The sequence below is a fragment of the Flavobacterium sp. CAN_S2 genome (assembly GCF_015752255.1).
Classification (GTDB): Bacteria; Bacteroidota; Bacteroidia; order Flavobacteriales; family Flavobacteriaceae; genus Flavobacterium.
In genome coordinates this window covers 55,201-78,418 of record NZ_JADOVA010000005.1, presented here as the reverse complement: position 1 = coordinate 78,418, position 23,218 = coordinate 55,201, and the positions used below count along the sequence as shown (strand labels likewise).

22 protein-coding genes are annotated in these 23,218 nt (G+C 34.0%); 6 read left to right on the top strand and 16 right to left on the bottom strand.

The features are described 5' to 3' along the window. Nucleotides 1-70: 70 nt before the first annotated feature. The 3 genes from IWX80_RS14160 (at nucleotide 71) to IWX80_RS14150 (ending at nucleotide 2,187) form a co-directional block, all read left to right on the top strand. Complete coding sequence (locus tag IWX80_RS14160; protein WP_196854018.1) at nucleotides 71-550, top strand: nuclear transport factor 2 family protein; 480 nt, start codon at nucleotides 71-73, stop codon at nucleotides 548-550. Then, nucleotides 540-992 carry a DUF1572 family protein gene (locus IWX80_RS14155; protein WP_196854017.1) on the top strand — a complete coding sequence of 151 codons (453 nt, stop codon included), beginning with the start codon at nucleotides 540-542 and terminating at the stop codon, nucleotides 990-992. The genes IWX80_RS14160 and IWX80_RS14155 overlap by 11 nt, the downstream gene beginning before the upstream one ends. Before the next feature lie 106 nt (nucleotides 993-1,098). Further along, nucleotides 1,099-2,187 carry an AI-2E family transporter gene (locus IWX80_RS14150; RefSeq protein ID WP_196854016.1) on the top strand — a complete coding sequence of 363 codons (1,089 nt, stop codon included), beginning with the start codon at nucleotides 1,099-1,101 and terminating at the stop codon, nucleotides 2,185-2,187. Nucleotide 2,188: 1 nt separating this feature from the next. Here IWX80_RS14150 and IWX80_RS14145 read toward each other — a convergent pair whose 3' ends face one another. The 9 genes from IWX80_RS14145 to IWX80_RS14105 all read right to left on the bottom strand — a co-directional run bounded on the left by IWX80_RS14145 (nucleotide 2,189) and on the right by IWX80_RS14105 (nucleotide 11,960). Next, entirely contained in the window at nucleotides 2,189-3,235 is a 1,047-nt protein-coding gene (locus IWX80_RS14145) for an o-succinylbenzoate synthase (protein ID WP_196854015.1), read from the bottom strand. 143 nt (nucleotides 3,236-3,378) lie between these two features. Next, nucleotides 3,379-4,587 (bottom strand): tetratricopeptide repeat protein, encoded by a 1,209-nt coding sequence (locus IWX80_RS14140; RefSeq protein ID WP_196854014.1) that lies wholly within the window; start codon nucleotides 4,585-4,587, stop codon nucleotides 3,379-3,381. Nucleotides 4,588-4,759: 172 nt separating this feature from the next. Continuing rightward, the gene (locus IWX80_RS14135) at nucleotides 4,760-5,437 is read right to left on the bottom strand and encodes a metal-dependent hydrolase (protein ID WP_196854013.1); all 678 of its coding nucleotides are present in this window, start codon (nucleotides 5,435-5,437) and stop codon (nucleotides 4,760-4,762) included. Nucleotides 5,438-5,481: 44 nt separating this feature from the next. After that, a complete protein-coding gene (menA, locus tag IWX80_RS14130; RefSeq protein ID WP_196854012.1) occupies nucleotides 5,482-6,444 on the bottom strand; it encodes a 1,4-dihydroxy-2-naphthoate octaprenyltransferase in 963 nt (320 codons plus the stop codon). Nucleotides 6,445-6,527: 83 nt separating this feature from the next. After that, nucleotides 6,528-8,042, bottom strand: coding sequence for a PH domain-containing protein (locus IWX80_RS14125; RefSeq protein ID WP_196854011.1), 1,515 nt, complete (start codon nucleotides 8,040-8,042; stop codon nucleotides 6,528-6,530). Then, complete coding sequence (locus tag IWX80_RS14120; RefSeq protein WP_196854010.1) at nucleotides 8,042-8,566, bottom strand: PH domain-containing protein; 525 nt, start codon at nucleotides 8,564-8,566, stop codon at nucleotides 8,042-8,044. The genes IWX80_RS14125 and IWX80_RS14120 overlap by 1 nt, the downstream gene beginning before the upstream one ends. Nucleotides 8,567-8,685: 119 nt before the next feature. Then, nucleotides 8,686-9,492, bottom strand: a complete 807-nt coding sequence (locus tag IWX80_RS14115) for a hypothetical protein (protein WP_196854009.1) — start codon at nucleotides 9,490-9,492, stop codon at nucleotides 8,686-8,688. A gap of 52 nt (nucleotides 9,493-9,544) precedes the next feature. Next, on the bottom strand, nucleotides 9,545-10,375 hold the full coding sequence (locus IWX80_RS14110; RefSeq protein WP_091170323.1) for a 1,4-dihydroxy-2-naphthoyl-CoA synthase: 831 nt from the start codon (nucleotides 10,373-10,375) through the stop codon (nucleotides 9,545-9,547). A 730-nt stretch (nucleotides 10,376-11,105) separates the two neighbouring features. Continuing rightward, the gene (locus IWX80_RS14105) at nucleotides 11,106-11,960 is read right to left on the bottom strand and encodes a CvfB family protein (protein WP_091170327.1); all 855 of its coding nucleotides are present in this window, start codon (nucleotides 11,958-11,960) and stop codon (nucleotides 11,106-11,108) included. 323 nt (nucleotides 11,961-12,283) lie between these two features. On the opposite strand from IWX80_RS14105, the gene IWX80_RS14100 reads away from it, so the two are divergent. Beyond that, nucleotides 12,284-13,636 (top strand): M28 family metallopeptidase, encoded by a 1,353-nt coding sequence (locus IWX80_RS14100; RefSeq protein WP_196854008.1) that lies wholly within the window; start codon nucleotides 12,284-12,286, stop codon nucleotides 13,634-13,636. Between the two features lie 77 nt (nucleotides 13,637-13,713). Here IWX80_RS14100 and IWX80_RS14095 read toward each other — a convergent pair whose 3' ends face one another. Together IWX80_RS14095 and menD are read right to left on the bottom strand one after the other, a co-directional pair. Further along, nucleotides 13,714-14,055 carry a DUF2853 family protein gene (locus tag IWX80_RS14095; protein ID WP_196854007.1) on the bottom strand — a complete coding sequence of 114 codons (342 nt, stop codon included), beginning with the start codon at nucleotides 14,053-14,055 and terminating at the stop codon, nucleotides 13,714-13,716. A gap of 89 nt (nucleotides 14,056-14,144) precedes the next feature. Further along, a complete protein-coding gene (menD, locus tag IWX80_RS14090) occupies nucleotides 14,145-15,818 on the bottom strand; it encodes a 2-succinyl-5-enolpyruvyl-6-hydroxy-3-cyclohexene-1-carboxylic-acid synthase (protein ID WP_196854006.1) in 1,674 nt (557 codons plus the stop codon). Between the two features lie 94 nt (nucleotides 15,819-15,912). Between menD and IWX80_RS14085 the strand changes: the two genes are divergently transcribed. Next, nucleotides 15,913-16,410, top strand: coding sequence for a GNAT family N-acetyltransferase (locus IWX80_RS14085; protein ID WP_091170345.1), 498 nt, complete (start codon nucleotides 15,913-15,915; stop codon nucleotides 16,408-16,410). Nucleotides 16,411-16,509: 99 nt separating this feature from the next. After that, the gene (locus tag IWX80_RS14080; protein ID WP_196854005.1) at nucleotides 16,510-17,460 is read left to right on the top strand and encodes a tRNA dihydrouridine synthase; all 951 of its coding nucleotides are present in this window, start codon (nucleotides 16,510-16,512) and stop codon (nucleotides 17,458-17,460) included. 74 nt (nucleotides 17,461-17,534) lie between these two features. Here IWX80_RS14080 and IWX80_RS14075 read toward each other — a convergent pair whose 3' ends face one another. The 5 genes from IWX80_RS14075 to IWX80_RS14055 form a co-directional block, all read right to left on the bottom strand. Next, nucleotides 17,535-18,035, bottom strand: a complete 501-nt coding sequence (locus tag IWX80_RS14075) for a glutathione peroxidase (RefSeq protein WP_442899849.1) — start codon at nucleotides 18,033-18,035, stop codon at nucleotides 17,535-17,537. 231 nt (nucleotides 18,036-18,266) lie between these two features. Further along, complete coding sequence (locus IWX80_RS14070; RefSeq protein ID WP_196854003.1) at nucleotides 18,267-20,480, bottom strand: TonB-dependent receptor; 2,214 nt, start codon at nucleotides 20,478-20,480, stop codon at nucleotides 18,267-18,269. A gap of 3 nt (nucleotides 20,481-20,483) precedes the next feature. Further along, nucleotides 20,484-21,779 carry a tetratricopeptide repeat protein gene (locus tag IWX80_RS14065; RefSeq protein WP_196854002.1) on the bottom strand — a complete coding sequence of 432 codons (1,296 nt, stop codon included), beginning with the start codon at nucleotides 21,777-21,779 and terminating at the stop codon, nucleotides 20,484-20,486. 94 nt (nucleotides 21,780-21,873) lie between these two features. Beyond that, entirely contained in the window at nucleotides 21,874-22,428 is a 555-nt protein-coding gene (locus tag IWX80_RS14060; RefSeq protein WP_113633683.1) for a DUF4331 family protein, read from the bottom strand. Nucleotides 22,429-22,503: 75 nt separating this feature from the next. After that, complete coding sequence (locus IWX80_RS14055; RefSeq protein WP_113633682.1) at nucleotides 22,504-23,157, bottom strand: DUF4331 family protein; 654 nt, start codon at nucleotides 23,155-23,157, stop codon at nucleotides 22,504-22,506. Between the last annotated feature and the right edge of the window lie 61 nt (nucleotides 23,158-23,218).

Here is a 23,218-nt window from a genome sequence, read left to right as displayed (position 1 = left end):
TACAATTTCAATTTCAAACAGTAGATTAAAGCAAAAAAACAGTAATTTTACTAATCATTTTATGTAAAACATGACTGATAACGAGAAAACCCTGGTAAAATTCTATTCTGCTTTTTCAAATGCAGATGCGGCAACAATGTGTGAATGTTACGATTCAACGATACAATTTCGTGATCCTGTTTTCGGTTTATTGAAAGGAAATGATGTTTGCCAAATGTGGAAAATGCTGATAGAAAAAAGTAATGGAAATATTAAAATCGAATACTCAGCTATAAAAGCTACTGAATATTTAGGTTCTGCACAATGGATTGCCACTTACAACTTCAGCAAAACCAATAGAAAAGTAGTCAATGTAATTCAGGCACAATTTCAGTTCAAAGACGGACTAATTATTAAACATACTGATGAATTTGACCTTTATAAATGGTCGAAACAAGCTTTTGGAATTACCGGACATCTATTTGGATGGACCGGTTTCTTTCAGAAAAAAATTCAGGAAAAAGCACTCTTATCGCTGAAAAAATATAAAGACACCCACCATGTTGATTGAAACTTTAAAAATGCTTTTCAATAGGGATTTAAACATGCTAAAATTTGAAATTGAATCGTACCAAAATGAAATTAATCTTTGGAAAATCGAAAGTAATATCAGCAATTCAGCAGGAAATCTATGTTTACATTTAATTGGAAACTTAAACACTTACATTGGTGCACAATATGGAAAAACTGGATATATTAGAAACAGAGCACTCGAATTTTCACTGAAAGACATCTCTAAAGCAGAATTATTATCAAAAATTGAAGCAACCTTAATTGTGGTTAACAATGCGCTTGATGTTATTTCTGAAGAAAATTTAAAGGCAGAATATCCCATTTTAGTTTTCGAAAATAAAACATCTACTGAGTTCATGCTCATCCATTTGACTACACACCTAGCCTATCATTTGGGGCAAATCAATTACCACAGACGATTATTGGATAATAAAATCTAATTATAACAAACATTCAATTTGCTGTATTTCAATACGTTAAAATTCGTACTTTTATTAAAAATAGTATATAAAAGAATCGTAAAAACGGATTTAAAAATAAATTTGTATGTTGCAATCTTCTAAAACACCCGTTATATTTCAATCCAACAGAAAATATTCTGTTTTAGAAATTCTTCAGTTGATAGTCTTAGCTTGTCTACTGCTATATTTTGGCAAAACACTATTTATTCCGCTAAGCTTTTCGTTACTCATTGGTTTTATTCTATATCCTGTTTGTAAATGGATGGAAACAAAAGGAATAAACAAAGGAATTGCTATTTTCATTTCTATTTTAGGAGTGACTCTTTTGGTCGGAGGCATTATCTACTTACTAATCGCGCAATTTTCAGAATTCCTTCAAGAATGGCAATCTTTGAGATTGAAATTAACAGAAACAGTAAATCAATTGAGCCTATTTATTTCAGAACGATTTGATATTAGTTTGGAAAAACAAAGTGATTTCATCAATAATACACTCAATAATTCTGGCTCGCAAGCTTTTTCAATAGTACGAAACACTGCATATTCCTTGTCTGAATCTGTATTTTTTTTATTAATGATTCCTGTTTTCTCAGCATTAATACTTTTCCATCGCCAAATGTTATCAAATGCTTTGTATGAACTTTTCCCTCCCGAAAGAAAAAATACGATTCACGAAATCCTCGTCGAAACCATTCATGAATATTACAATTTCATCAAAGGTATGTTAGTGGTATATTTAATAGTTGGCTTATTAAACAGCATTGGACTTTGGATAATTGGGGTACCAAATCCCTTTCTATTTGGTTTTATAGCCTCAATCCTCACTTTCATTCCGTATGTGGGAATCATGATATCGTCGCTATTGCCCATTGCCGTTTCCTGGATCACGTATAATTCTATTTGGTATCCATTAGCTGTTATTGCCGTTTTTTCTACTGTTCAAGCTCTTGAAGCCTATATTATATTTCCTTTTGCGGTGGGAAGTCGTTTGAAGATAAACACACTTGTCATCATTATTGTAGTAATCGTAGGAGGCATTATTTGGGGCGCTGCAGGAATGATTCTGTTTATTCCGTTCATAAGTATCATAAAGTTGATTGCGGACCGTACACCAAGCTTAAAGACGCTATCCGTTTTACTAGGAGATGGCGAACAAAAGAAAACTACGAAATAATCTATTGTAAAAGGTCAAAATCAAACGCCCAATTCAATTCATTTTTATACCATAATTGCCCCTCTGAAACTTCCAGCGGACAGTCAAAATTATTGGTATAAAGCGCTCCGGTTCCTAATCCCTGAGGCATCAAATTATGTTGTAAAAAGGTCCATTGCGCAATCGCATTCAGTCCAATATTACTCTCCAAAGCAGAGGTGATCCACCACCCAATTTTATGCTTTTCAGCCAATGAAATCCACTCTTGTGTACCTCGAAAACCACCTACAAAACTTGGCTTTAAAATAATGTATTGAGGCTTGATTTTCTCTAATAATTGTTCTTTTTCTGCCAAAGTAAACACACCAATCAGTTCTTCATCCAAAGCAATAGGAAAAGGAGTGATTTTACATAGCTCTGTCATACTGTCAGTGTGATTTTTTTGTATTGGTTGTTCAATACTATGCAACTTAAATTCAGATAATTGAAATAATTTATTTAAAGCTTTATCTTCATCAAAAGCACCGTTAGCATCCACCCGAATTTCGACTTGCTCTGGAGTGAAATGTTCCCGAATAAATCGCAATAATTGCAGTTCTTTATCGAAATCTATCGCTCCAATTTTGAGTTTGATACATGTAAAACCCTGCGCTAATTTTTCTTCGATTTGCTGCTTCATAAAAGCCTCCTCACCCATCCAAACTAAACCATTTATCAAGATTGATTTTGTACCATTTGTAAAGTCCGAAGGAAACAACAAAAATGGACTTTCACTCACTAAAGATTGGAACGCCATTTCCACTCCAAACTGTATCGAAGGAAACTCCACTAAAACCTCCCAAAGCTGGTCTTTTCCTAAGTGAATATTATTGCAAGTCCATTGTATTTTTTCTTCATAATCCGAACGATCATCAATACTCAATCCGCGAAGGATTCCACATTCTCCTATTCCTTTTTTACCGTCCTGTTCCAAGACAATAAACCAAGTTTCTTTTTCGGTCATAACGCCACGGGAAGTTCCCGATGGCCGTTTGAAATTTAGAATATATTTGTGGTAGGTTGCTTTCAAGGAATTTTAAATTATGAGTTATTTTTAATCTAGTATACTTATATCTAACTTATTATCTCAAAACTTTAATGCCCTTAAATGACTTATATGGTAAAAACAAATTAATCGCTTCTTTAAAACATATAAGTCATTTAAGTTTTAATCTATTTTTCGATTAACTTCAAAATTCTTTCAAAATCACTGGAAGTAATTCCTGCCTTTTTTAAAGCAGCGAAATCTTGTTTTATTTTTTGAGTCCAACTCAAACTATCTGTAACGTTTTGAGATTGATACTCTTTGTAAATAGCTTTTGCTGCCGAATAATTATCGTTCAATAAATAGGCATGCGCCAAATTCATTTGTATCAACAACTCCGTATCATCGATCTTCTCACCTTCTTTCAAGAATTTAATTGCTTTACCGTACTGCTTCGTCAACACATAACTACTTCCTATTGCGTTGTAATCCAAAGCAGTTGCTTTTCCATCATTGATTATTGTTGTCAGTTTTAAGATAGCTTCGCCTTGCTTTCCTTGTTTTGCTAATGCAGCGGCTTGCTTGCGTAAATCATCATACAAGCTTTTAGAAAGACTGCTTTCGCCAAAACAACTGTTTCCAAAATCCTTGAACGCTTTTGCACGCTCTACAGCCAATAATTTTTGGAATTCCTTAAACTTGTATTTAGATTGAATTTTATCGAGAATACAAACGCAAAAATCATCTGAATTAGTCATTTTTTGAGCCAAATTAGAGGTTTTGCATTGATCTATGATTGCTTTTCTGTTTTCAATTGTCCAGCCACGACTGAGTTTATTATCAACCCATGGCACGACTTCCAGAATGATTTTTTGGTTCATAATCCAGTTTTTACTTTCGAAACCAAACCATAAATTCCCTGAATTTGATTGCATACAAGCCGATTTCTCTGTAGAAAGTCGCTTGGCGTCTTTACTGACTGGTGTATCCTGAACCAAACACGCATCATCCGTTTTTCCGTTTTCTTTGTATTTTACAGCTAATTCAGCGCTAGAGAAAACAGCATACTTGCATTTGTCATCTCCTGAAATTTTAGACAAGATAAAAACAGCTCCTGCTGAACCCTGACTGATTCCTGTTGGATCCGGAATTGCTTTTAAAACCGAAACTAAACTGCCCGCCATTTGCTGATTTTTATCCAAAAGCGTTATTCTATAAACGACTTCTGTAGTTCCTTCAGGAAAATCTTGGGTTTTTATGATAATTCTGTCTCTAGCGGAAACCGTTATTTCTTCAGTTGTAGCGCGGGTTTTATCCCAATAGCCGTCCTTTTGAGAGAAAACGGTATTTGCAGTAATTAGCAACAGAAATAAAACGATGAAATTCTTTTTATGCATGATTGACTTGGAATTCTTTAAAATTTAAACACAAAGTTTTAGCAAAGTTGATAAAGTATTATAGCAACGATTAACCTAGCCCTGATAGCAGCGGTATCCTTTACTTGCTTTTTTAAGCAAGTAAAGATACAAGCGAATAGCAGGAGATTGCTTCGAAAAACTCGCAATGACTTTACAAGTCTATGGAACTTCCTATTTCCAGTAACATCAAATCTTTTCCTTTATTGAAAAATTTACGAATGGATTCCTCATGGTCAATTTCGATATAACCGAAAGTATCGAAATGGTAACCCAGAATTTTATCGCAGTCCAAGAAATCAGAAGCGATTATGGCATCCTCGACATCCATGGTGAAATTATCACCTATCGGCAAAATTGCTAAATCAAGTTTAGTGCGCATCGGAATAATTTTCATATCCATAGTCAGCGCCGTATCGCCCGCAATATATACGTTTTTATGCTCGCCCTCGATAACAAAACCGCCCGGATTCCCCCCATAACTACCGTCAGGAAAAGAACTGGAATGAATAGCATTTACATATTTCAGTTTCCCAAAATCGAAATTCCAACTTCCGCCGTGATTCATGGGATGCGATTGAAAGCCTTTTGCGCCATAATAACCCGCAATCTCTGCATTAGAAACAATTACTGCATTTGTTCTTTTTGCAATTGCCTCAACATCCAGAATATGGTCTCCGTGAGCGTGGGTAAGCAAAATATAATCTGCTTTTAAAGTGTCAATGTCAATATGCGCTGCATTTGGATTAGCCGAAATATAAGGATCTACAATAATGTGTTTTCCTCCAACTTCTATACCTAATGACGCATGACCGTAAAATGTTATTTTCATATTTATTGATTTAAAATGGAATAATTCCCTACTTGATTATTAATTTATCTGCCGCCTAAAAAAGTATTTACAATGATATCCGAAAAAAAGTAAATCATACCTAACGACAATAAAACTGAAAGTGCAAAAGTACTCAGCGCCAGTTTTTTTAATTCGGGATCTAATTCCTTAGCGTTTTGATTTTTATAGACCGTATTTAAATGCTTTATTAAAGGTATGTAAGCCAATAAAAACAAATATTGATCAAAGTGAAAATCGTCAATAATTGCAAAAATTAACACCAAAACCATCGCGGTTACAATCAAAATGTAATGGTATATTTTAGCTTTGGCTCCACCAATTTTTACAACAATCGTGTTTTTATTTGATTTTCTATCCGATGCTTCGTCACGCATATTGTTCAAATTCAAAACACCCACACTCAATAATCCAATAGCGACCGCCGGTAAAACCAACAACGCATCCAATTGTTTCGAATATAAAAAATTCACTCCTAAAGTACTCACCAATCCGAAAAACACAAACACAAATACATCGCCAAATCCACGGTAGCCGTACGCCGTATTTCCAACCGTGTATCGAATGGCAGATACAATGGAAAGAATTCCCAATACTAAATAGAAAAAGGAATACCATAGATTTGTATCTCTGAACGCATAATAAATCAATAACATCGCCGAAAGCAACGTCAAGGCTGATGTTATTATAATGGCGCGTTTCATGGCTTGTGGAGTAATCACACCGCTTTGTATCGCGCGTTTTGGCCCTACGCGATCTTCATTATCCGTTCCTTTCAATCCATCACCGTAATCATTAGCAAAATTGGACAGTATTTGCAATCCTAATGTTGTCAAAATGGCAAAGCCAAACAATCGCCAATTAAAGACTTCTGTTGGTGTTAATATACTGTCAGTTGGGTGCGCCAAAGCATACATACTCCCAACTATTATTCCAGAAACCGATAAGGGTAAGGTTCGTAATCGTGCGGCTTCAATCCAATGTTTCATATTTTTTTATTTAAAAATTTGAAGTTTAAAACTTAAGATTTGTTGCATGAACAACTTTAAACCATAAACTTTAAACCATTTCATTACATCCAATTGCTATCGGAAGTTTCTATTTCGTACAACCAATGGTTGACTTGTTGTTTTACTATTGAATAATTCGCTAGCTGAAAAGCAATATTTCCTCCTGCAGTATGTAATGTTATGGAACCAATATTCAACTTTTTATGCCAGAAAAGCTGCGAAGTTGTAATTGCTTGTATTTTACTGGGCTCAATAATATCGTTGCTGATGTCCCAAGCACCACTTTGCTTTATTATAAAATTCTGGTGAATAAATAATAGATTATTTTTAAATCTAAAATATTGGATTAATCCAATAACAACTACATACACTGGCACTACATAACTGTATTCAAAAATTATAGGCTCAAACCAATATCCAATCCCTAAAAATCCAAACAAAGGTAATCCTATTGAAAGAAAAACAGAAAAAATAAGTTTACGAAAATTAGGTTGCAACATCAACCCCTTTTCAGGAATTTTATGAAACAATAATCTCAATATCGAATCTCTCTCAGTCTCACTGCAGCCAGGAATTTCAATTATTGATTTTCGTTCTTCTTTTTCTCCGCTGGTCGCTTGTCTAATTTTCAGCTCGAGAATCCCCATTTTCTTTTGGAAATAATTCCTTTTAATGGTTGTAATCTGAACTTTTTCTGGCTTGATGATGGTACTTTTTGTATTCAACAATCCAAAAGATAACAGCAAAGATCCTTTTTGTCGGGTTATTTTGTAATCATAGTATTTGAAAACAGTACGGATTACATTCACAACCAAAACTACTACAAACAACAGAATTATAGATGTTAAAATAGTTTGCAACACTAAGTTTTTATCGATGTAAGAGCCTACTTTTTCTTTATAAACATTACTTTCATCTCCCAAATTTTGAAAATTTTCGTAAATCGTACTAAAGAAAATCACCAGCAAAGCGATACTTCTCCCGTAATTAGAAGTTATTCCAACTTTCAGCAAACTCAAAAAACTAATTTTTATGAAAGGATGCGCAGCTTCAAATAGTTTTTGCTCTGTTTCCTCCAATGAAGTTGTTTCAGTTCCAATTATACTCTTTAGTTCTTCATTTTCCAATAAACGAAATTTCAACTCCAAAGCCAATTCATGAGAAATCGCTTTTATAGTGCCTTCTTTTTTATTACTTCCGGCTGTATCCACATCCAATTCATAAACCCCAATTAACTTTTGGATAAAAGACTGATCGATATTTACTTGTTGGATTTTGCGTAGTTGAATCGCGGTTTTGGTTTTATTAAAAACGCCTTCTATAATGATAAATTCGTCGTTTTCGGCATCCAAAAAGAAAGTAAAATTTAGGTATTTCAAATAGGAAACAACTCCAACACTTGCAAATACGGCAATCATCCCAAGGAAAAAATACAATTTATTAACCTCGTCAAACTTAAAAATCCAAATCACAATCATAGGCCACAACGCTCTTGCGTATTGCTGAAGCGTGTAAAAAAACATTACCAAAATCCCTATTGAAGATTGCCTTTGCGGCTGACTAAAATCGGCTCCCATTACAATTGTTTTTGTATTTTACCCATTAACAATTGTTTGATATTTTCAGCTTGTTCTTTTTCGATTCCCGGGATTTCAATATCACTGGAACTTCCGCCGGCTGTAAAAATTTCAATTTTGTTCAGACCAAAATAACGTGAAATTAATCCTTCATGCAAAGCCACATGCTGTACTCTATTATAAGGAATTACAATCGTATTTGTAGCAATAATTCCGTACCTGAAAAGCACATCGTGTTCTCGGAAAGCAAATCCTTTTTTCTTAAATCCAATAATAGAAAATGCTACCAACAAAACTGAGAATATAGGAATAACGACACCTAAGATTAACCAGACTCTTCCGGAAAACAGTTCGGGTTTAAACATGGAAAACAATATTGGAACAAGAATAAGTATGCCAATAAATAATGCCAAATTAATCAATACCACCCAAATGTATTTAGGATGCAAATTCGTAAAAGTGACTTCCTCAAATTTTGGAAGTTGGCGCGTATCAATCGTTTCGTTTGTGAAATTTTCTTGCATTAATAATATTATTTTATATATTTGTGAAATAAAATGTGAGATATTTACTCTATGATAATGAAAGAGTTCAAAGGCATTGTGTTAATTCGCATGTAAGACCGGCGGGCTCTTATTTTTTTTTAATAATATCTATTTTGGTTTTTAGTAAACTTTAAATAATGATTTAACAAATTATCTTTTACCATTAATTTACTATCCTTGGTCAATTTATTTTTGTAAATATTTCTGCGTCTAACAACCTTATGATCTGGATCAAAGTGATCTATAAAAATAGCCAAAAGTATTCCGTATCTAAGTACAATCTGGCGTTTTTTTACTTCCCCTACTGACATAAAAAAATCTTCTAGTTCTTTAATCCATAAAATTAAACTTGAATCATTTTTATTAAGTTGCATAATAAATTCATTAATACTCATTATTCTAAAATTTTCACCACCGCCTTGAATCAAAATTTCACCAATAATTCTTTGTTTTGATCGATCTAGAATTCTATATTTCCTTGATTCAAATGTTTCTATAAATCTCAACAATTCTTTTCCTTTATTAATTCTAGTAAGAGAATTATATTGATTAATTATCCTTATGTGTTCTAATTGTCCCCAAAACTGAGCAAATAAATAATATACATATTTCTGATTATGTAAAGGATCATCTGAATTTGAATTTTGAATATTGATAAACGTTGCAAAATCTTCTTTCGATAAAGATTCTAATTTCCCATATAATTCACTAGAAGATTTCAAAATAGGGTCAATACTTTTGTACAAATTTTTCTTTGCATTAATCCTATCGTCATATATCTTTTTTATATCTGGAAAAAAATATTTAAATAATTCCCACAAAGACGCGCCTGAAATAAGGGCTATAAATGGCCATATTTTATCTACAAAAGAATAGATTTCTGTAACAATTAATAAACATCCCAATACTTGTCGTTTTAAATATTAAATAAATAAAGCTTTATAAAAAAGTTAAAAATTACGGCAACCATTTTTTCTCAAAATTCGGTTTTCTTTTCTCGAGGAATGCGTTTCTTCCTTCTTTAGCTTCTTCAGTCATATATGCAAGTCTTGTAGCTTCACCAGCAAAAACTTGTTGTCCCACCATTCCATCATCGGTAAGATTCATCGCAAATTTCAGCATTTTAATTGCCATTGGAGATTTTTGCAAAATTTCCTGAGCCCATTCGTAAGCCGTATCTTCTAATTCAGCATGTGGAATTACTGCATTTACCATTCCCATATCCATTGCATCCTGAGCAGAATAATTGCGTCCCAAGAAGAAAATCTCGCGTGCTTTTTTCTGTCCCACCATTTTAGCCAAATAAGCCGAACCGTATCCACCGTCAAAACTCGTAACATCAGCATCCGTTTGTTTGAAAATAGCGTGCTCTTTACTCGCCAAAGTCAAATCGCACACTACATGCAAACTGTGTCCTCCACCTACAGCCCAACCTGGAACTACAGCGATAACTACTTTTGGCATGAATCGAATTAAACGTTGTACTTCTAAAATATTCAAACGATGCTGTCCATCATCGCCCACATAACCTTGATGCCCACGTGCGTTTTGATCACCACCGCTGCAAAAAGAATACACGCCATCTTTAGAAGAAGGCCCTTCGGCAGAAAGTAAAACCACACCAATGGACGTATCTTCTTGTGCATCGTAAAAGGCATTATACAATTCTGCGGTTGTTTTCGGACGGAACGCATTGCGCACATCTGGTCTGTTGAAAGCAATTCTGGCAACGCCATTGCATTTCTTATAAGTGATATCTTCGTATTCTTTAGCAGTGATCCAATCCATTACAATTGATTTAAATTATTTTAGTGTAAAAATAAATCATTTTTTACATTTTATCTATTCTATTTGCATAACCTTATGGTAATCCTTCTCTGATTAAAGGCTTTAAAATGTTAAAAAACTATAAAAAAATAGCATTTTAACAGTTGCCAATTCAAATTATTTTTAATTTTAGAACAAGCTAATCAGATGAATACAAATTCTTTATCTTGATTAATTATTGATTCTTCACTGATTTATTAACCTAAAAAAAGAATGTATTGAATGCAATTAAAAATGTTGTCGCTCCTTTTTCTACGGTAATAACTTATAAAAATATTTTCAAAGCCCCGATAAACGAGCTAATGATACTAGCATTTGCCCCAGCAGTAAAAAATAAAAAGTAACACCTAGGGTTAAATTAAAGAGTTATTTTTCTTGTCCTTGCAAAAGTGAGACATTAATAAACAATTGTTTAGAAAATTATCTTCCAATATATAGAAAACCAGCGGCCTTATTGTGAAATTATTTCTTAACTCGTAAGCAAGTGATTGTACATTTAAAGACAAAACTATCTTTTAAAGTACTTACGCTTAAGTTAATATTTTTAAAATAGTATCGAGCATACTATTGCGCTTAGAAGCGGATAAAGCTACTTTGAACTTCAAATTTATTTTAATGTTGCCAGAATTTAATATTCTAAAACAACATTAAAAAGAGAAAGACTAACCGTTACGATTAGTCTTTCTTTTTTTTATTCCTTAACCAAGTAAATCCCGTCTTCCTTGATTTCGATTAATTTCTCTCGGTACAAAGCTCCTATCGCTTTCTTGAAGGTTTTTTTACTCATTTTCAAAACCGTTTTAATGTCTTCCGGATGTGAATTATCAGTCAAACGCAAGAAACCTCTGCTGGCTCTTAACTCATCCAGAATTTTTTCTGCATTTGGTTCGATACTTTGATATCCTTGAACTTGTAATGCCACATCAATCTTATTATCCGGACGAATTGTCTTGATATACCCTCGCATGCGGTCTCCCGTGCGAATCGCATCATCATACACTTCATCTTTGTACATCAAACCTTTGTACTTTTCGTTGATGATAACGTTAATTCCTAATTCAGTGATATGAGAAACAATTAAATCTACTTCTTCCCCTTTTTCAACCGTTAAGTGATCATTTTTTAAAAACTGATTCAATTTACTGGAAGCCACCAAACGATTGGTTTTCTCGTCCATATAAAGATATACCAAGTAGCGTTTACCTTTTTCCATAGGACGTGCCTGCTCTTTGAACGGAACCAAAATATCCTTTTCCATTCCCCAATCCATAAAAGCACCAATTTGATTGGTATAATTCACACGCAAAAGTGCAAATTCATTCAATAAAATATAAGGTTCTAATGTGGTTGCAACGGGTCTTTCTTCGTGGTCTAGATACACAAAAACAATCAACTCCTCACCTATTTCAAATTCGTTGGGAACGTATTTGTTAGGCAAAAGAATATCATGAATTCCTTCAGGATCTTGTTCTGGATTGCCCAGAAACAAACCCACTTTGGTATCGCGTAATATGGTAAGAGTATTGTATTTTCCTATTTCAATCATTTTCTTTCAATTTCTAAAGCGCAAAGGTACGAAGTTTGAAAATAGTAAATTAAGAAACCGTCCACAAAAAAACAAAGCCTGAATCCGATCATTATTTTCTTTTTTAGGAGCATAACTTTCCGTTATTTCATCACGAGTTGTCCCGCTGTCCGCAGTATCCACGCCCAAAAGCGTGGGATACTTGCTTCTATCGGGGCTAGATTAGGATTTTTTGTTTGTCAAAATTTCGAATAGTACAAGAGTAAACAATTCCTAAAAATCAATTTGGTTTATACTTTCTTTTTCTTTTTTACTAACTTTGAGAAAACTAAAAAACCTTATTAATGAAACCAACCTCAATTCTCTGTTTGTTCCTACTACTATTCATTTCTCATACCAATTACGCACAAACCACAGTCGATGACCCGGAAATAAAAAAAATGGTTGCCGAAGTAAAATCGGAAAACATGGAAGCTACAGTTCGAAAACTCGTATCTTTTGGAACCCGACATACATTAAGCGATACCAAAAGCAACACCCGCGGCATTGGCGCAGCCCAACGCTGGGTAAAATCAGAATTTGATAAATATGCTTTGGCATCTGGCGGAAGACTGACTTCTGTGATTGATTTTTTCACCATCAAAGCCGATGGAAGACGTATTGCAACTGACAGCCAGTTGGGTAATGTTATGGCAACCTTAAAAGGAACTGATCCTTCAGATGATCGGGTATTAATTATAAGCGGCCATTTAGATTCCCGAGCTTCAGATGTTATGGATGCCAAATCAGATGCACCAGGTGCAAACGACGATGCTTCCGGAGTAGCTGCCATGATGGAACTGGCCCGAATTATGAGCCAAAGAGAATTTCCTTTTACCTTAATTTTTGTCGCTGTTGTTGGTGAAGAACAAGGATTATACGGAGCCAAACATTTAGCGGATGTTGCCAAAGATGGAAAATGGAATGTTATTGCGATGCTCAATAATGACATGATTGGAAACAGTTTATCCAGTGGAACTTTATTGCGTGATAATACTAAAGTTCGTGTTTTTAGTGAAACAATTCCATTCTTAGAAACGGAAGCGGAGTCAAAAATGCGTAAATCAACCAATCGTGATAATGACAGTCCATCCAGACAATTAGCCCGATACATCAAAACGGTTACCAATCAATATGTAGAACAATTAGATATTAATTTAGTGTATCGCAACGACCGTTTCTTGCGTGGTGGCGATCACACTCCATTCAGTCAAAATGGATTTACAGCTGTTCGTTTTTGTGAAATGAACGAAAACTACGATCACCAACATCAAAATGTTAGAAAAGAAAATAACATCCAATACGGCGATCTTGCCGAGTTTATGGACTTTGAATATATGAAGAAAGTAACCTGTTCTAACTTGGCTACATTCAGCAATTTGGCTTGGTCTCCAAAAGCACCAACAAACGTAGGAATTGAAGTAAAGGACTTGACTAATTTTTCTACTTTAGTTTGGACCGCTCCTGAAGGAAAATCGGTTTATGGATATAACATTCTTATCAGAGAAACATCATCGCAACATTGGGAAAAAGCAATTTTTGTAAAAGACACAAAAACTGAAATCCCTTATTCTAAAGACAATTTTTTCTTTGCCGTACAAGCAGTTGATGCATTAGGACATTCCAGTTTACCGGTTTTCCCAATACCAATTCGTTAAAAAGCGTTCAATACTAAACAAAAAAGCGTTTGCCGAGGCAAACGCTTTTTTTATGGATACTATTTACAAATTAAGCATTAATTATAAGCGCTCTCTTTTTTGAAGTGAACTGTAAGTAAATAATACACGACCACTCTATATTTATTTTTATTTGAACGACCGTATTTTTCCATAACGGCGTCTATCGCTGCATCTAATTCCAGTCCATCTGCTAGTCCCAATTTCTTGATTAAAAAATTGTTTTTCACCGTATCTAATTCGGCTTGTTGGGTTCCGGCTACGGTTGCAGAATCATCATTATAAATTGACGGACCACAACCAATAGTTACTTTTGTCAACAAATCCATGTCTGGATTAACGCCACATTTGTCTTTCAAATCGGCAGCATACTTTACAATTAATTCGTCTCTTGCACTCATAAATTAAGGTTTTGTTATTGATTAATAGGTTTTTATATAATCAAATTTAAACATTAATTCATCTCATTTTACGAATTTGAAAAAAATAATTAAACCAATTCTTTAAAATATTGCAGTAAAATGCTGTCGTTTTCCAAAGTAGGTGTGAAAATTTCTAAAATACTTGGTTTTTCATTTTGAGCATACAAAGCAGTCAAACTTGTCGCTAAACTCGCTTCATCGCTGGCAATACTATATTCAAAACCATACATTTTAGCCAAATGTTCCGCAGTTAAACAATGTGAAGTTTCAAAGAAGGTGTTAAAAACAGGACTTTCTTCGTGTCCGGGTAAAATTCTAAAAATTCCTCCGCCTCCATTATTGATTAGAATAATCTTGAAGTTTTTCGGGATATAATTGTTCCATAACGCATTGCTATCATACAAAAATCCAATATCTCCCGTTATGAAAACGGTTTGTTTTTCATCTCGTCCATATGCAGAGACAGCCGCGCCAATAGCTGTAGAAGTACTTCCGTCGATTCCGCTGGTACCACGATTGCAATACACCTCAATCGAAGGATGAACATCAATTAATTGCGCATATCGAATTGCTGAACTATTACTGATTTGTAATTGAGTGTTGATTGGCAAACACTGAATCACTTTTTCGAAAACTTTAAAATCCGAAAAAGGAATTTTGTTTAAATAAATATCACTTTTTAGCTTTCGCAACGCTTTTACAGCATCTAATTGCTCGAAATAATTACTTCCTATTGATTTTGTAAGTGGCAAGAAAGTGTCGAAAAACACATTTGGATTTACTTCAAAATGTTTGGTCAAAGCGCCAAACGTATCATACGCTCTCCAAGAATCGATATGCCAATGGTGTTTTGGTTTGTATTTTCTTAAAAAAGCCTTGATTCGTTTTGAAACGACCATTCCGCCAAAAGTAACTAAAATCTCCGGACGAAAATTTTCAAAATCTTCATGGGAAAAAGGTGTAATTATCGTGTCTATATTATTGATTAAAGTATCATGATGCACGTTAGATGTGGTTTCGGTCAACACTACAACCGACTCATCTTTAGCGAAAGCCTCAATTATTTTTTCGTTGATGGCATTTGGGTCATTGACGCCAACCAAAATCATTTTTTTTGTGGAATTGTTCCAAATCGTTGCATATTCTGAAACATCTTCAATGGAAATCGTCTGAGTAGCATTTGCGGAAGCGACAGTATTCACTTCGACTGAAAGCTCCGAAACGGTTTCGTACAAAGGCTCTTCAAAAGGCGCATTGATGTGAACAGGACCTTTTTGAGTGATCGCAGTATTTATCGCTTCGTTGATTTTTAAATCATTTTCGGTCGAAACATCCTCATGCAAATTAGCATTGTATAAAGAATGGTTTTCGAATACATTTTCTTGTCGGATAGTTTGTCCGTCACCAATATCAATTTTACTTTGCGGTCTGTCTGCCGAAATCACAATCATAGGAATCTGGCTGTAAAATGCTTCTGCAAAAGCCGGATAATAGTTCAATAAAGCAGAACCGGAAGTACACACTAAAGCCACTGGTTGTTTGGTTTGTTGTGCGATTCCCAATGCAAAAAATGCAGCCGAACGCTCGTCAGCAATGCTGTAACATTGAAAAGCGGGATTGTTTACAAAACCAATTGTAAGCGGGGCATTTCGAGAACCCGGAGAAATAATTATAGTGGTGATTCCTTTGGCCAAACAAATTTCAATAATGCTTTGTGCTAAAGGTATTTTGGGGTAAATCATTGTTTTAGTTTCAAAGAAACAAAGATACAAAGATGTAAAGGTTTTTCTCTAATCTTAAATAGTTTTCTTAAATTTGAACGAAAATAAATTCTATATGGAAATCAAAATAAGACCGGCTGTTTTTACCGATTTAGATACAATATTGGAAATCATCAATCACCAAATACTGAACAGTACTTCGATTTATGATTATGAGCCACGAGATTTTGAAACCCATAAATTGTGGTTTGAAGACAAAATGGCTCATGACTTGCCTGTGATTGTTGCTGAAACTGAAAATGGAACGATTGGATACGCTACTTATGGGACTTTTCGTCATAAAATAGGCTACCGTTTTACAGTGGAACATTCGGTTTATGTTGCAGAAGAATTTTTAGGAAAAGGAGTTGGAAAATTATTATTGGCTGAACTTATCCAATTGGCAAAAAAACAAAAATACCACACTATGATTGGCGTTATTGACTCCGAAAACAAAGGAAGTATCGCTTTTCATAAAAAGTATGGTTTTGAAACCGTTGGCGTTATAAAAGAATCCGGATATAAATTTGATCGTTGGTTGAGCTCCGTTTTTATGCAATTGATTTTAGAATAATTAAATTTTTGCAAGAATAAAATTCATTTTTCAACATGTTCAAGTTTAAAAACTGTCTGACTTGCTACTTTATAGTATATTTGCGCAACTAAAAATTTCATGGATTATACCTTACTTTCATCTCCTTTACAGGGATTTACCGACTTTCGTTTTAGAAATGCCCAAAACAAATTATTTGGAGGAATTGACACTTTTTACTCGCCTTACATTCGCTTAAACGGAAAAATGGTTATCAAACCGTCTTACGAACGCGACCTGCTTCCAGAGAATAATCTTGATTTAGAGGTAATTCCGCAAGTGATAACAAACGATGCCGATGAATTTTTATTTGTAGCAAAATATGTTCGAGAATTGGGTTATAAAGAGTTAAACTGGAATTTAGGCTGTCCTTATCCTATGGTGACCAAGTCTGGTATGGGTTCCGGCTTAATAAGTAATCCCGAAAAAATCAACAATATCCTTCACAGAGCCCATACTGAATCTGACATTATTGTGTCTATGAAAATGCGTTTGGGTTACGACAACAGTGAAGAAATTCTTGATGTTTTACCTATTTTAGATACCTATCCAATTAAGAATATTGCGATTCATGCACGTATTGGGAAACAACTGTATAAAGGTGGCGTAAACTTAGATGCGTTTCAATTATGTGTAGATAATACCAAACATAAATTGTATTATAATGGTGATATTACTTCGGTAGCTAAATTTCATGAAATGCAGCAACGCTTTCCAACCATTGATCATTGGATGATTGGCCGAGGATTAATTTCGGATCCATTTTTACCCAGTATGATAAAAAACAATACTTCAGAATATCCTGCAAACAAAATAGAATTGTTCAGTGCGTTTCACGATACTTTGTATGCTATTTATAGTGAATCTCTTTCTGGTTCAACCCATATTTTATTGAAGATGTACCATTTATGGGAATATTTTTCAGCTACGTTTTCAAATCCGCATAAGGTTTTGAAAAAAATAAAAAAAGCGCAAAGTATTCGGAATTACGAAGCTGCTGTTGCGGAAATTTTCAAAAACGAAAAGTTTTAATTTGTAGATTTAAAAATAAAAAAAAGCGATTTTCAGTTTCCCGAAAATCGCTTTATTATTTTATTACTTCTTGATTATGCTTTAATCCAATTCAATACTTCTGGATCTGTTACTAATGTTCTTGGAGAAATGACTTTTTCTAATTCTCCTTTTTCGTTGATTAGGTATTTTTGAAAATTCCATTCTACAGTTGAATCTTGTAATCCATTTTTAGATTTCTGAGTCAAAAACTGATAAATAGCCGCCATGTCATCGCCTTTTACAGAAACTTTATCCATCATTGGGAAAGTCACTCCATAATTCATTTGGCAAAAAGTTGCAATCTCTTCATTAGTTCCTGGCTCTTGTGACGCAAAATTATTAGCCGGAAAACCTACAATTACTAATCCTTTGTCTTTGTATTCTTTATAAATTGCTTCAAGGTCCTTGTACTGTGGCGTTAATCCACATTTTGAAGCGGTATTTACAATCATGATTTTTTTACCTTTCAAAGAAGCAAAATCAAAACTGTTTCCAGATAAATCTTCTACTTTGAACTGATAAATCGTTTCTTTAGCAACTACTGGTGTACTCATTTTATTTTCAGATTTTTGTGGTTGTGCCTGGTTTTGACAACTAAATAACATCAAAGCGCAAGTCGCTGTGTATAATAGATTTTTCATAATTGAAATTTTTTATAAAATTAGATAAAAATTTGTTTTATCAAAGCATTTTTTAGTTAAACAGTAGTTAAATAAAAAAGAAAACCTGACACTATGAAAATGCCAGGATTCCAAACAAATAAACAACAAATCTTAATGTGGTATTTAAAACGTATAGGTAATTTTTCCTTTCATGAAGAAAGGCGTTCCTGGAGTAAAATGAATTTCTTCAACACTTTCAGGCTCATTTTGAAGCCTGGATTCTGTTGCAAACTGTGTTTCGTTCCATGCCGTGTCAAAAATATTCTCTACTGCAATTCCAAAATTGATATTCTTGTATTGATAATTAACATTTAAATCCGAAATAAAGTAGCCTTTGGCAACAATAGAATTATCTTCATTTGCCGGGCGGTTTTTTAAGTAACGATACCTAATTCCTCCTGAAAAACCATTCACCTTTTGGAAACTTAATCCTCCAGTAGTTGTGAAATCTGGCGCTAACGGAATGTAATCCTGGCCTTTTGGTTCATCAATGCTTCTGGCATACGTATAATTTGCATCCGCATCAAAATACAACCAATCGTTCAATTGATAACGCAATCCAAGCTCTGCTCCCATACGTTTTGATTTTCCGCTTGGCTCAATAATTCCGGCATCTCCCACGTAAACAAACTCCTGTTCTAAAAACAAATACCATAAAGCTGAATTCACAATCAATTTTGGAAATGGTTTCCAAATGGTACCAATATCTGTTCCTATTGCCGTTGGTAAAATTTGTTTTCCACTGTTTTGAACAACAACACGAGCATCATTCGAATGGAAACCCATTCCTGATTTTACAAAAAATTGCAAGTTGTTATTTTGCGAGTAAATGAAATTCAATTTTGGAGAAAACTTAACTTTTGATTCCGATTGTGTTTTGTAATTCTCCATCAATTTATCTTGATAATTGAACTTGAAATAATCCAATCGAATGGCCGGATTAATCATAAGTTTCCCAAAATTAAATTCGGAATTTACGTATGAAAACAAATTAGACTCATCAATATCACCTAATTTTATATTCTCAAGAACCGTTCTTCTGTTTAAAGTGTGCGAAAGTTCTGTATCAGTTGTCGCATCGGCACGAAAACCAGCTCCAAATTGCAACAAAACATCTGTATCATTTATTTTTGTCTTCTTATTCAACTCCGCATTCATTCCATAGATATCACGATTTTCTTTCTGTTTAATTTGGTCCCCATTAATAGGATCATCCAAAAAGAACGTAAAATTAGAATACAATTCAAATTGATAGTTTGAATAAAAAGCATTCGCTTTCAAAAATGTATTTTCATCAATTGGTTTGATTAAGCTCGCATTAAAATTAGTTCGTGATGTATTCCCTCCTTCGGTATCATCAACAGCACCAAATCTTGAAATCGTTCCGTTATCGACCAAGCGTTGCGGAATTTGTCCCGAAGCATCCCATTTGCTTGAAAAGCGAGAAGCCAAAATTGAAAACTTGCTGTTATCCTTCAAAATAGCGGAATATTTCCCTAACAAATTGATTCTGTTAAAATTTTGAGGAGAATCAAACGGACCATCAGTCAAGATATATTCTGTGGCAATGTACGCACTTTGTGTTTTTTGGTTGCCCAAAAGATTAAAAAGTCCTACCGTTCTAAGGGTATTGAATTGTCCCACCTCTACACCAATACTGCTTTTTTCTATTTTATCTTTAGTTTGGAAAGCAACGTATCCTGCCGTAGCAAAATCCCCTTTGTTAGCATAATACGTTCCTTTTCCAAAATCTATTTTTTCTACCGTTTCCGGAATTACAAAATGTAAATCTGCATAACCTTGACCATGTGCGTGAGATACCATATTTACTGGCATTCCGTCTACTGAAATGGCTATATCAGTTCCGTGGTCGATGTCAAATCCTCTCAAAAATATTTGCTCTGCTTTTCCTCCGCCGGCATGTTGCCCGATGAACAACCCAGGAACTTTTCTAAGAATTTCCTGAGAAGAATTCACTGGAGTGGTTTGCAAATCTATTTTTGAAATAACATTCATTGCCGAAAGTTTCGGTTGAATTACGATTTCATTCAATCTAAAAATATCATCTTCAATGATAATTGTATCATCAGAGGAAACAATAGTATAATTCTTTTTTTTATATCCTAAGGCTGTTATTTTAAGAATATCACCAATATTTGTTTTGTCAATGCTAAAAAATCCAAATTCATTTGTATGTGCATGACTTTCTGAACTTGTGTTGATTAAATAAGCATTCTCAACTGGATTTCCATCCTTATCTAACACTTTTCCTTTTTGGATTTGGCCGAACGCAGCTACTCCAAAAAGAGCTAGTAACAATAAAATAATATTTTTCATACGCTATAATTGATTTACCTTTTTCTCGAAATTAGGTCCCAATTCATACAAACTGGATAGTAATTCTTCCTTAATAGGTTTCGTTTTGAGCGCTAAATTATTTGATTTGTAAATCATTGCCAAGTGGTATTGTACCTTTGGTTCAAAGGATTTTCCAACCACATGATTTTGAGCAATTTCTAATGCTTTTTTATTTTCGCCTACATTTAGATAAGCCCAAGCTAATAAATCGTAAGAATCAGCAGTGGGTCTGTGGTCTACTTCAATTTTAGCAATTTCTAATGCTTTTTGAGCTGTTTGTTTATCATCAGCATAAATTAGAGCATTGTATTTGTTGTACATTGCACCATAATTATTCTTTTCCATCATAGAAAAATAGGCATTTCTATTTTTCATTTCCTCATTTTTATTTCCTTCAAATTGGGCAATTTGAGATTTTAATAAATAAAAATCAGGTGTATTATGAGTTGCTGCAATAGCATCAATAATTCTATTAGCCTCGTTTATATTTCTTTCTTTAGAAAAAACAATCCATGCAATTCCTTTTAAAGCATATGAATAATTAGGATCTAGTGCTAATGTTTTTAAATAACTGTCGTAAGATTCCTGGATTCTTCCAGCATGTCCATAAAAATCACCCAAATTTGAATAGGACCAGATTTTTAGCACTTTATTATCTTCTCTTTCAGCAATATCTTTTGCCTTTTCCATGAAAGTTATCGCCGTTTCTAAATCTCCTTTATGATCGTTCCATTTAGCCAAGCGAATCAAATAATCAAAACTATTCATATCTCTTATGGCATTCAAATTTTTAACCGCTTCCGGATAATTTCCTAATTCCATTTGAACATCGAACAGTAATTTTTGAGTTTCTTTTTTTCCTTCGCCTATGGCTAATGCTTTATTGGCAAGTTCCAAAGCTTCTTTAAAACGGTGTTGTGAAATATAATTTCTTGCCAATGATCGAACGGTTGAAACCCTTGAATAATTGTACGCTTCATTTGATTTAGTCAATAAATCTTCAGATTTATATAAGTTTTTGATATCTCCAGTATATTCAAAAAGTGTATTATAGTTTGCCGCAAGTTGACTTAAATAACTGATTTGGCTTGGTGCAGCGTTATATTTTTTCTGCCAAAAATCAATTTCTTTATGAGCAAAAGACAACGATTTATTATCTTTTAAACTCAAGTATTTAGAATAGTCTTCTTTGCTGGTAATTTCTTTTGATGTGGTTTCACATCCCAATAAAAAAAGGGTTGTGAGCACCATAAAAGATAAGGTTTTTAAAGTTTTCATACTCTAATTATTTTGTTTGTTTGTTTGTTTGTTTGTTTTATTAAAAAAACAGAGCGAATAGTATTGTTGTAAACGCTCTGTTTTTTTTGTAATTCTACCAAGCAGAAGCTAGGTAAGGGAAAGTTGTTCCAAATGCTTTATCATTTGCATTTACATTATCTTTAGTCAGACCTGGATTAGAAGTTCCCATCGGTCCACCGAAAATCAATAATAATTCAACATCTATTACGTCATCTGCCAAAGCTCTTCCTGTCAAAACATTAGTTCCGTCAAAGAAAGTTGTTGGCGCTGTTTTAGATACTCCTAATACATCTGTAGCTAAAAGACCAGTCAACTGAGCAGCAGTTTGTCCTAGAGCATTTGTAGTATACGCAGGATTCAAAGCCAATAATCTGGATTGAAAAATAGATTGGTATTTAGCTCCCATTGCCGATGGAATGGCAGCATTGAAATCATCTTTAGGTTGTCCTGAAGCAACGAATACTGTGTTGATTGCTGGTCTAGCCATTTGATCTTGCTGAACATAAGTTCCTGAAAAATCAAGGCTTACACTAGAATCACCGTTTGAATCGTCATTATCACAATTTACTGAAACAACTGCAGCTACTAGTGCGATTGTTATAATTTTGAATTTATTTGTTTTACTCATGATGTTTATATTTTAAAATTTTTTCGAAATCAAAAATCTTCGATTTCATGTTTTTGCTTTTTTAAATAAAATTAATTATTGTTTTTTCTTAGTTTCAGCCCAAACACCAACAGTACTTGATGAACCCAACATTGATTTTGGAACTTCAACAACTATAGACATTACATTAGTACCTGCAAATGTGTCTGTTCCCGGATTATTAAATCCTGTAGCTGTTCCGCCAAGAATTGCTTGAAAGCGACCTAAATCAAAAAAGAAAGGATCGTCTCTTGGTCCTGCGAAAAATTTCATTCCGTTTTGTTCTGCTGTTAAAGCAGCTGTACCATATTTAGATATAGTAACACTTCCAGAGGCTGCTGCTGTTTTAACGGTACTTGAAGTTCCAGTTGTTCCTGGAGCTACAGGTCCAAAGAAATACATTTTGTCGTCTCTCTTAATTGCCTGAATAACTAAATCTTCAACATTGTCACCATTATTGTCAATGTTTATTTCTACCATCACATTATCTTTGAATGTGGCAGCACCAGTAGCATTAGGACTTAACAATCCTTGAGTGTTTACTGCGAATACTAAATTACTTGTGTTTTGCCCTTGAAAAGCATAAACATCTGTAATATCACCTGCGTCTCCTGACATTGTAGCCGGTGCATCAATGTGATCCGCTGCTACTAAAATTAAGCCCGAAACCGCCACTAGCGACAGACCTAAAAGCATTTTTGTTTTTTTCATTTTGTTTTAAATTAAAAGGTTATAAATACATTTACGGTATTGTTTCCGATTTGGTTTTTTA

What these genes read in the sequence shown, in the direction of transcription:
- IWX80_RS14055 (WP_113633682.1), bottom strand. Translation starts at nt 23,157, where the DNA reads ATGAAAAAAACAAAAATGCTTTTAGGTCTGTCGCTAGTGGCGGTTTCG.
- IWX80_RS14160 (WP_196854018.1), top strand. Translation starts at nt 71, where the DNA reads ATGACTGATAACGAGAAAACCCTGGTAAAATTCTATTCTGCTTTTTCA.
- menD (WP_196854006.1), bottom strand. Translation starts at nt 15,818, where the DNA reads ATGATTTACCCCAAAATACCTTTAGCACAAAGCATTATTGAAATTTGT.
- IWX80_RS14075 (WP_442899849.1), bottom strand. Translation starts at nt 18,035, where the DNA reads ATGAGTACACCAGTAGTTGCTAAAGAAACGATTTATCAGTTCAAAGTA.
- IWX80_RS14110 (WP_091170323.1), bottom strand. Translation starts at nt 10,375, where the DNA reads ATGGATTGGATCACTGCTAAAGAATACGAAGATATCACTTATAAGAAA.
- IWX80_RS14065 (WP_196854002.1), bottom strand. Translation starts at nt 21,779, where the DNA reads ATGAAAACTTTAAAAACCTTATCTTTTATGGTGCTCACAACCCTTTTT.
- IWX80_RS14095 (WP_196854007.1), bottom strand. Translation starts at nt 14,055, where the DNA reads ATGAGTGCAAGAGACGAATTAATTGTAAAGTATGCTGCCGATTTGAAA.
- IWX80_RS14105 (WP_091170327.1), bottom strand. Translation starts at nt 11,960, where the DNA reads ATGATTGAAATAGGAAAATACAATACTCTTACCATATTACGCGATACC.
- IWX80_RS14140 (WP_196854014.1), bottom strand. Translation starts at nt 4,587, where the DNA reads ATGCATAAAAAGAATTTCATCGTTTTATTTCTGTTGCTAATTACTGCA.
- IWX80_RS14070 (WP_196854003.1), bottom strand. Translation starts at nt 20,480, where the DNA reads ATGAAAAATATTATTTTATTGTTACTAGCTCTTTTTGGAGTAGCTGCG.
- IWX80_RS14155 (WP_196854017.1), top strand. Translation starts at nt 540, where the DNA reads ATGTTGATTGAAACTTTAAAAATGCTTTTCAATAGGGATTTAAACATG.
- IWX80_RS14060 (WP_113633683.1), bottom strand. Translation starts at nt 22,428, where the DNA reads ATGAGTAAAACAAATAAATTCAAAATTATAACAATCGCACTAGTAGCT.
- IWX80_RS14135 (WP_196854013.1), bottom strand. Translation starts at nt 5,437, where the DNA reads ATGAAAATAACATTTTACGGTCATGCGTCATTAGGTATAGAAGTTGGA.
- IWX80_RS14150 (WP_196854016.1), top strand. Translation starts at nt 1,099, where the DNA reads ATGTTGCAATCTTCTAAAACACCCGTTATATTTCAATCCAACAGAAAA.
- IWX80_RS14120 (WP_196854010.1), bottom strand. Translation starts at nt 8,566, where the DNA reads ATGCAAGAAAATTTCACAAACGAAACGATTGATACGCGCCAACTTCCA.
- IWX80_RS14100 (WP_196854008.1), top strand. Translation starts at nt 12,284, where the DNA reads ATGAAACCAACCTCAATTCTCTGTTTGTTCCTACTACTATTCATTTCT.
- IWX80_RS14085 (WP_091170345.1), top strand. Translation starts at nt 15,913, where the DNA reads ATGGAAATCAAAATAAGACCGGCTGTTTTTACCGATTTAGATACAATA.
- IWX80_RS14125 (WP_196854011.1), bottom strand. Translation starts at nt 8,042, where the DNA reads ATGGGAGCCGATTTTAGTCAGCCGCAAAGGCAATCTTCAATAGGGATT.
- menA (WP_196854012.1), bottom strand. Translation starts at nt 6,444, where the DNA reads ATGAAACATTGGATTGAAGCCGCACGATTACGAACCTTACCCTTATCG.
- IWX80_RS14080 (WP_196854005.1), top strand. Translation starts at nt 16,510, where the DNA reads ATGGATTATACCTTACTTTCATCTCCTTTACAGGGATTTACCGACTTT.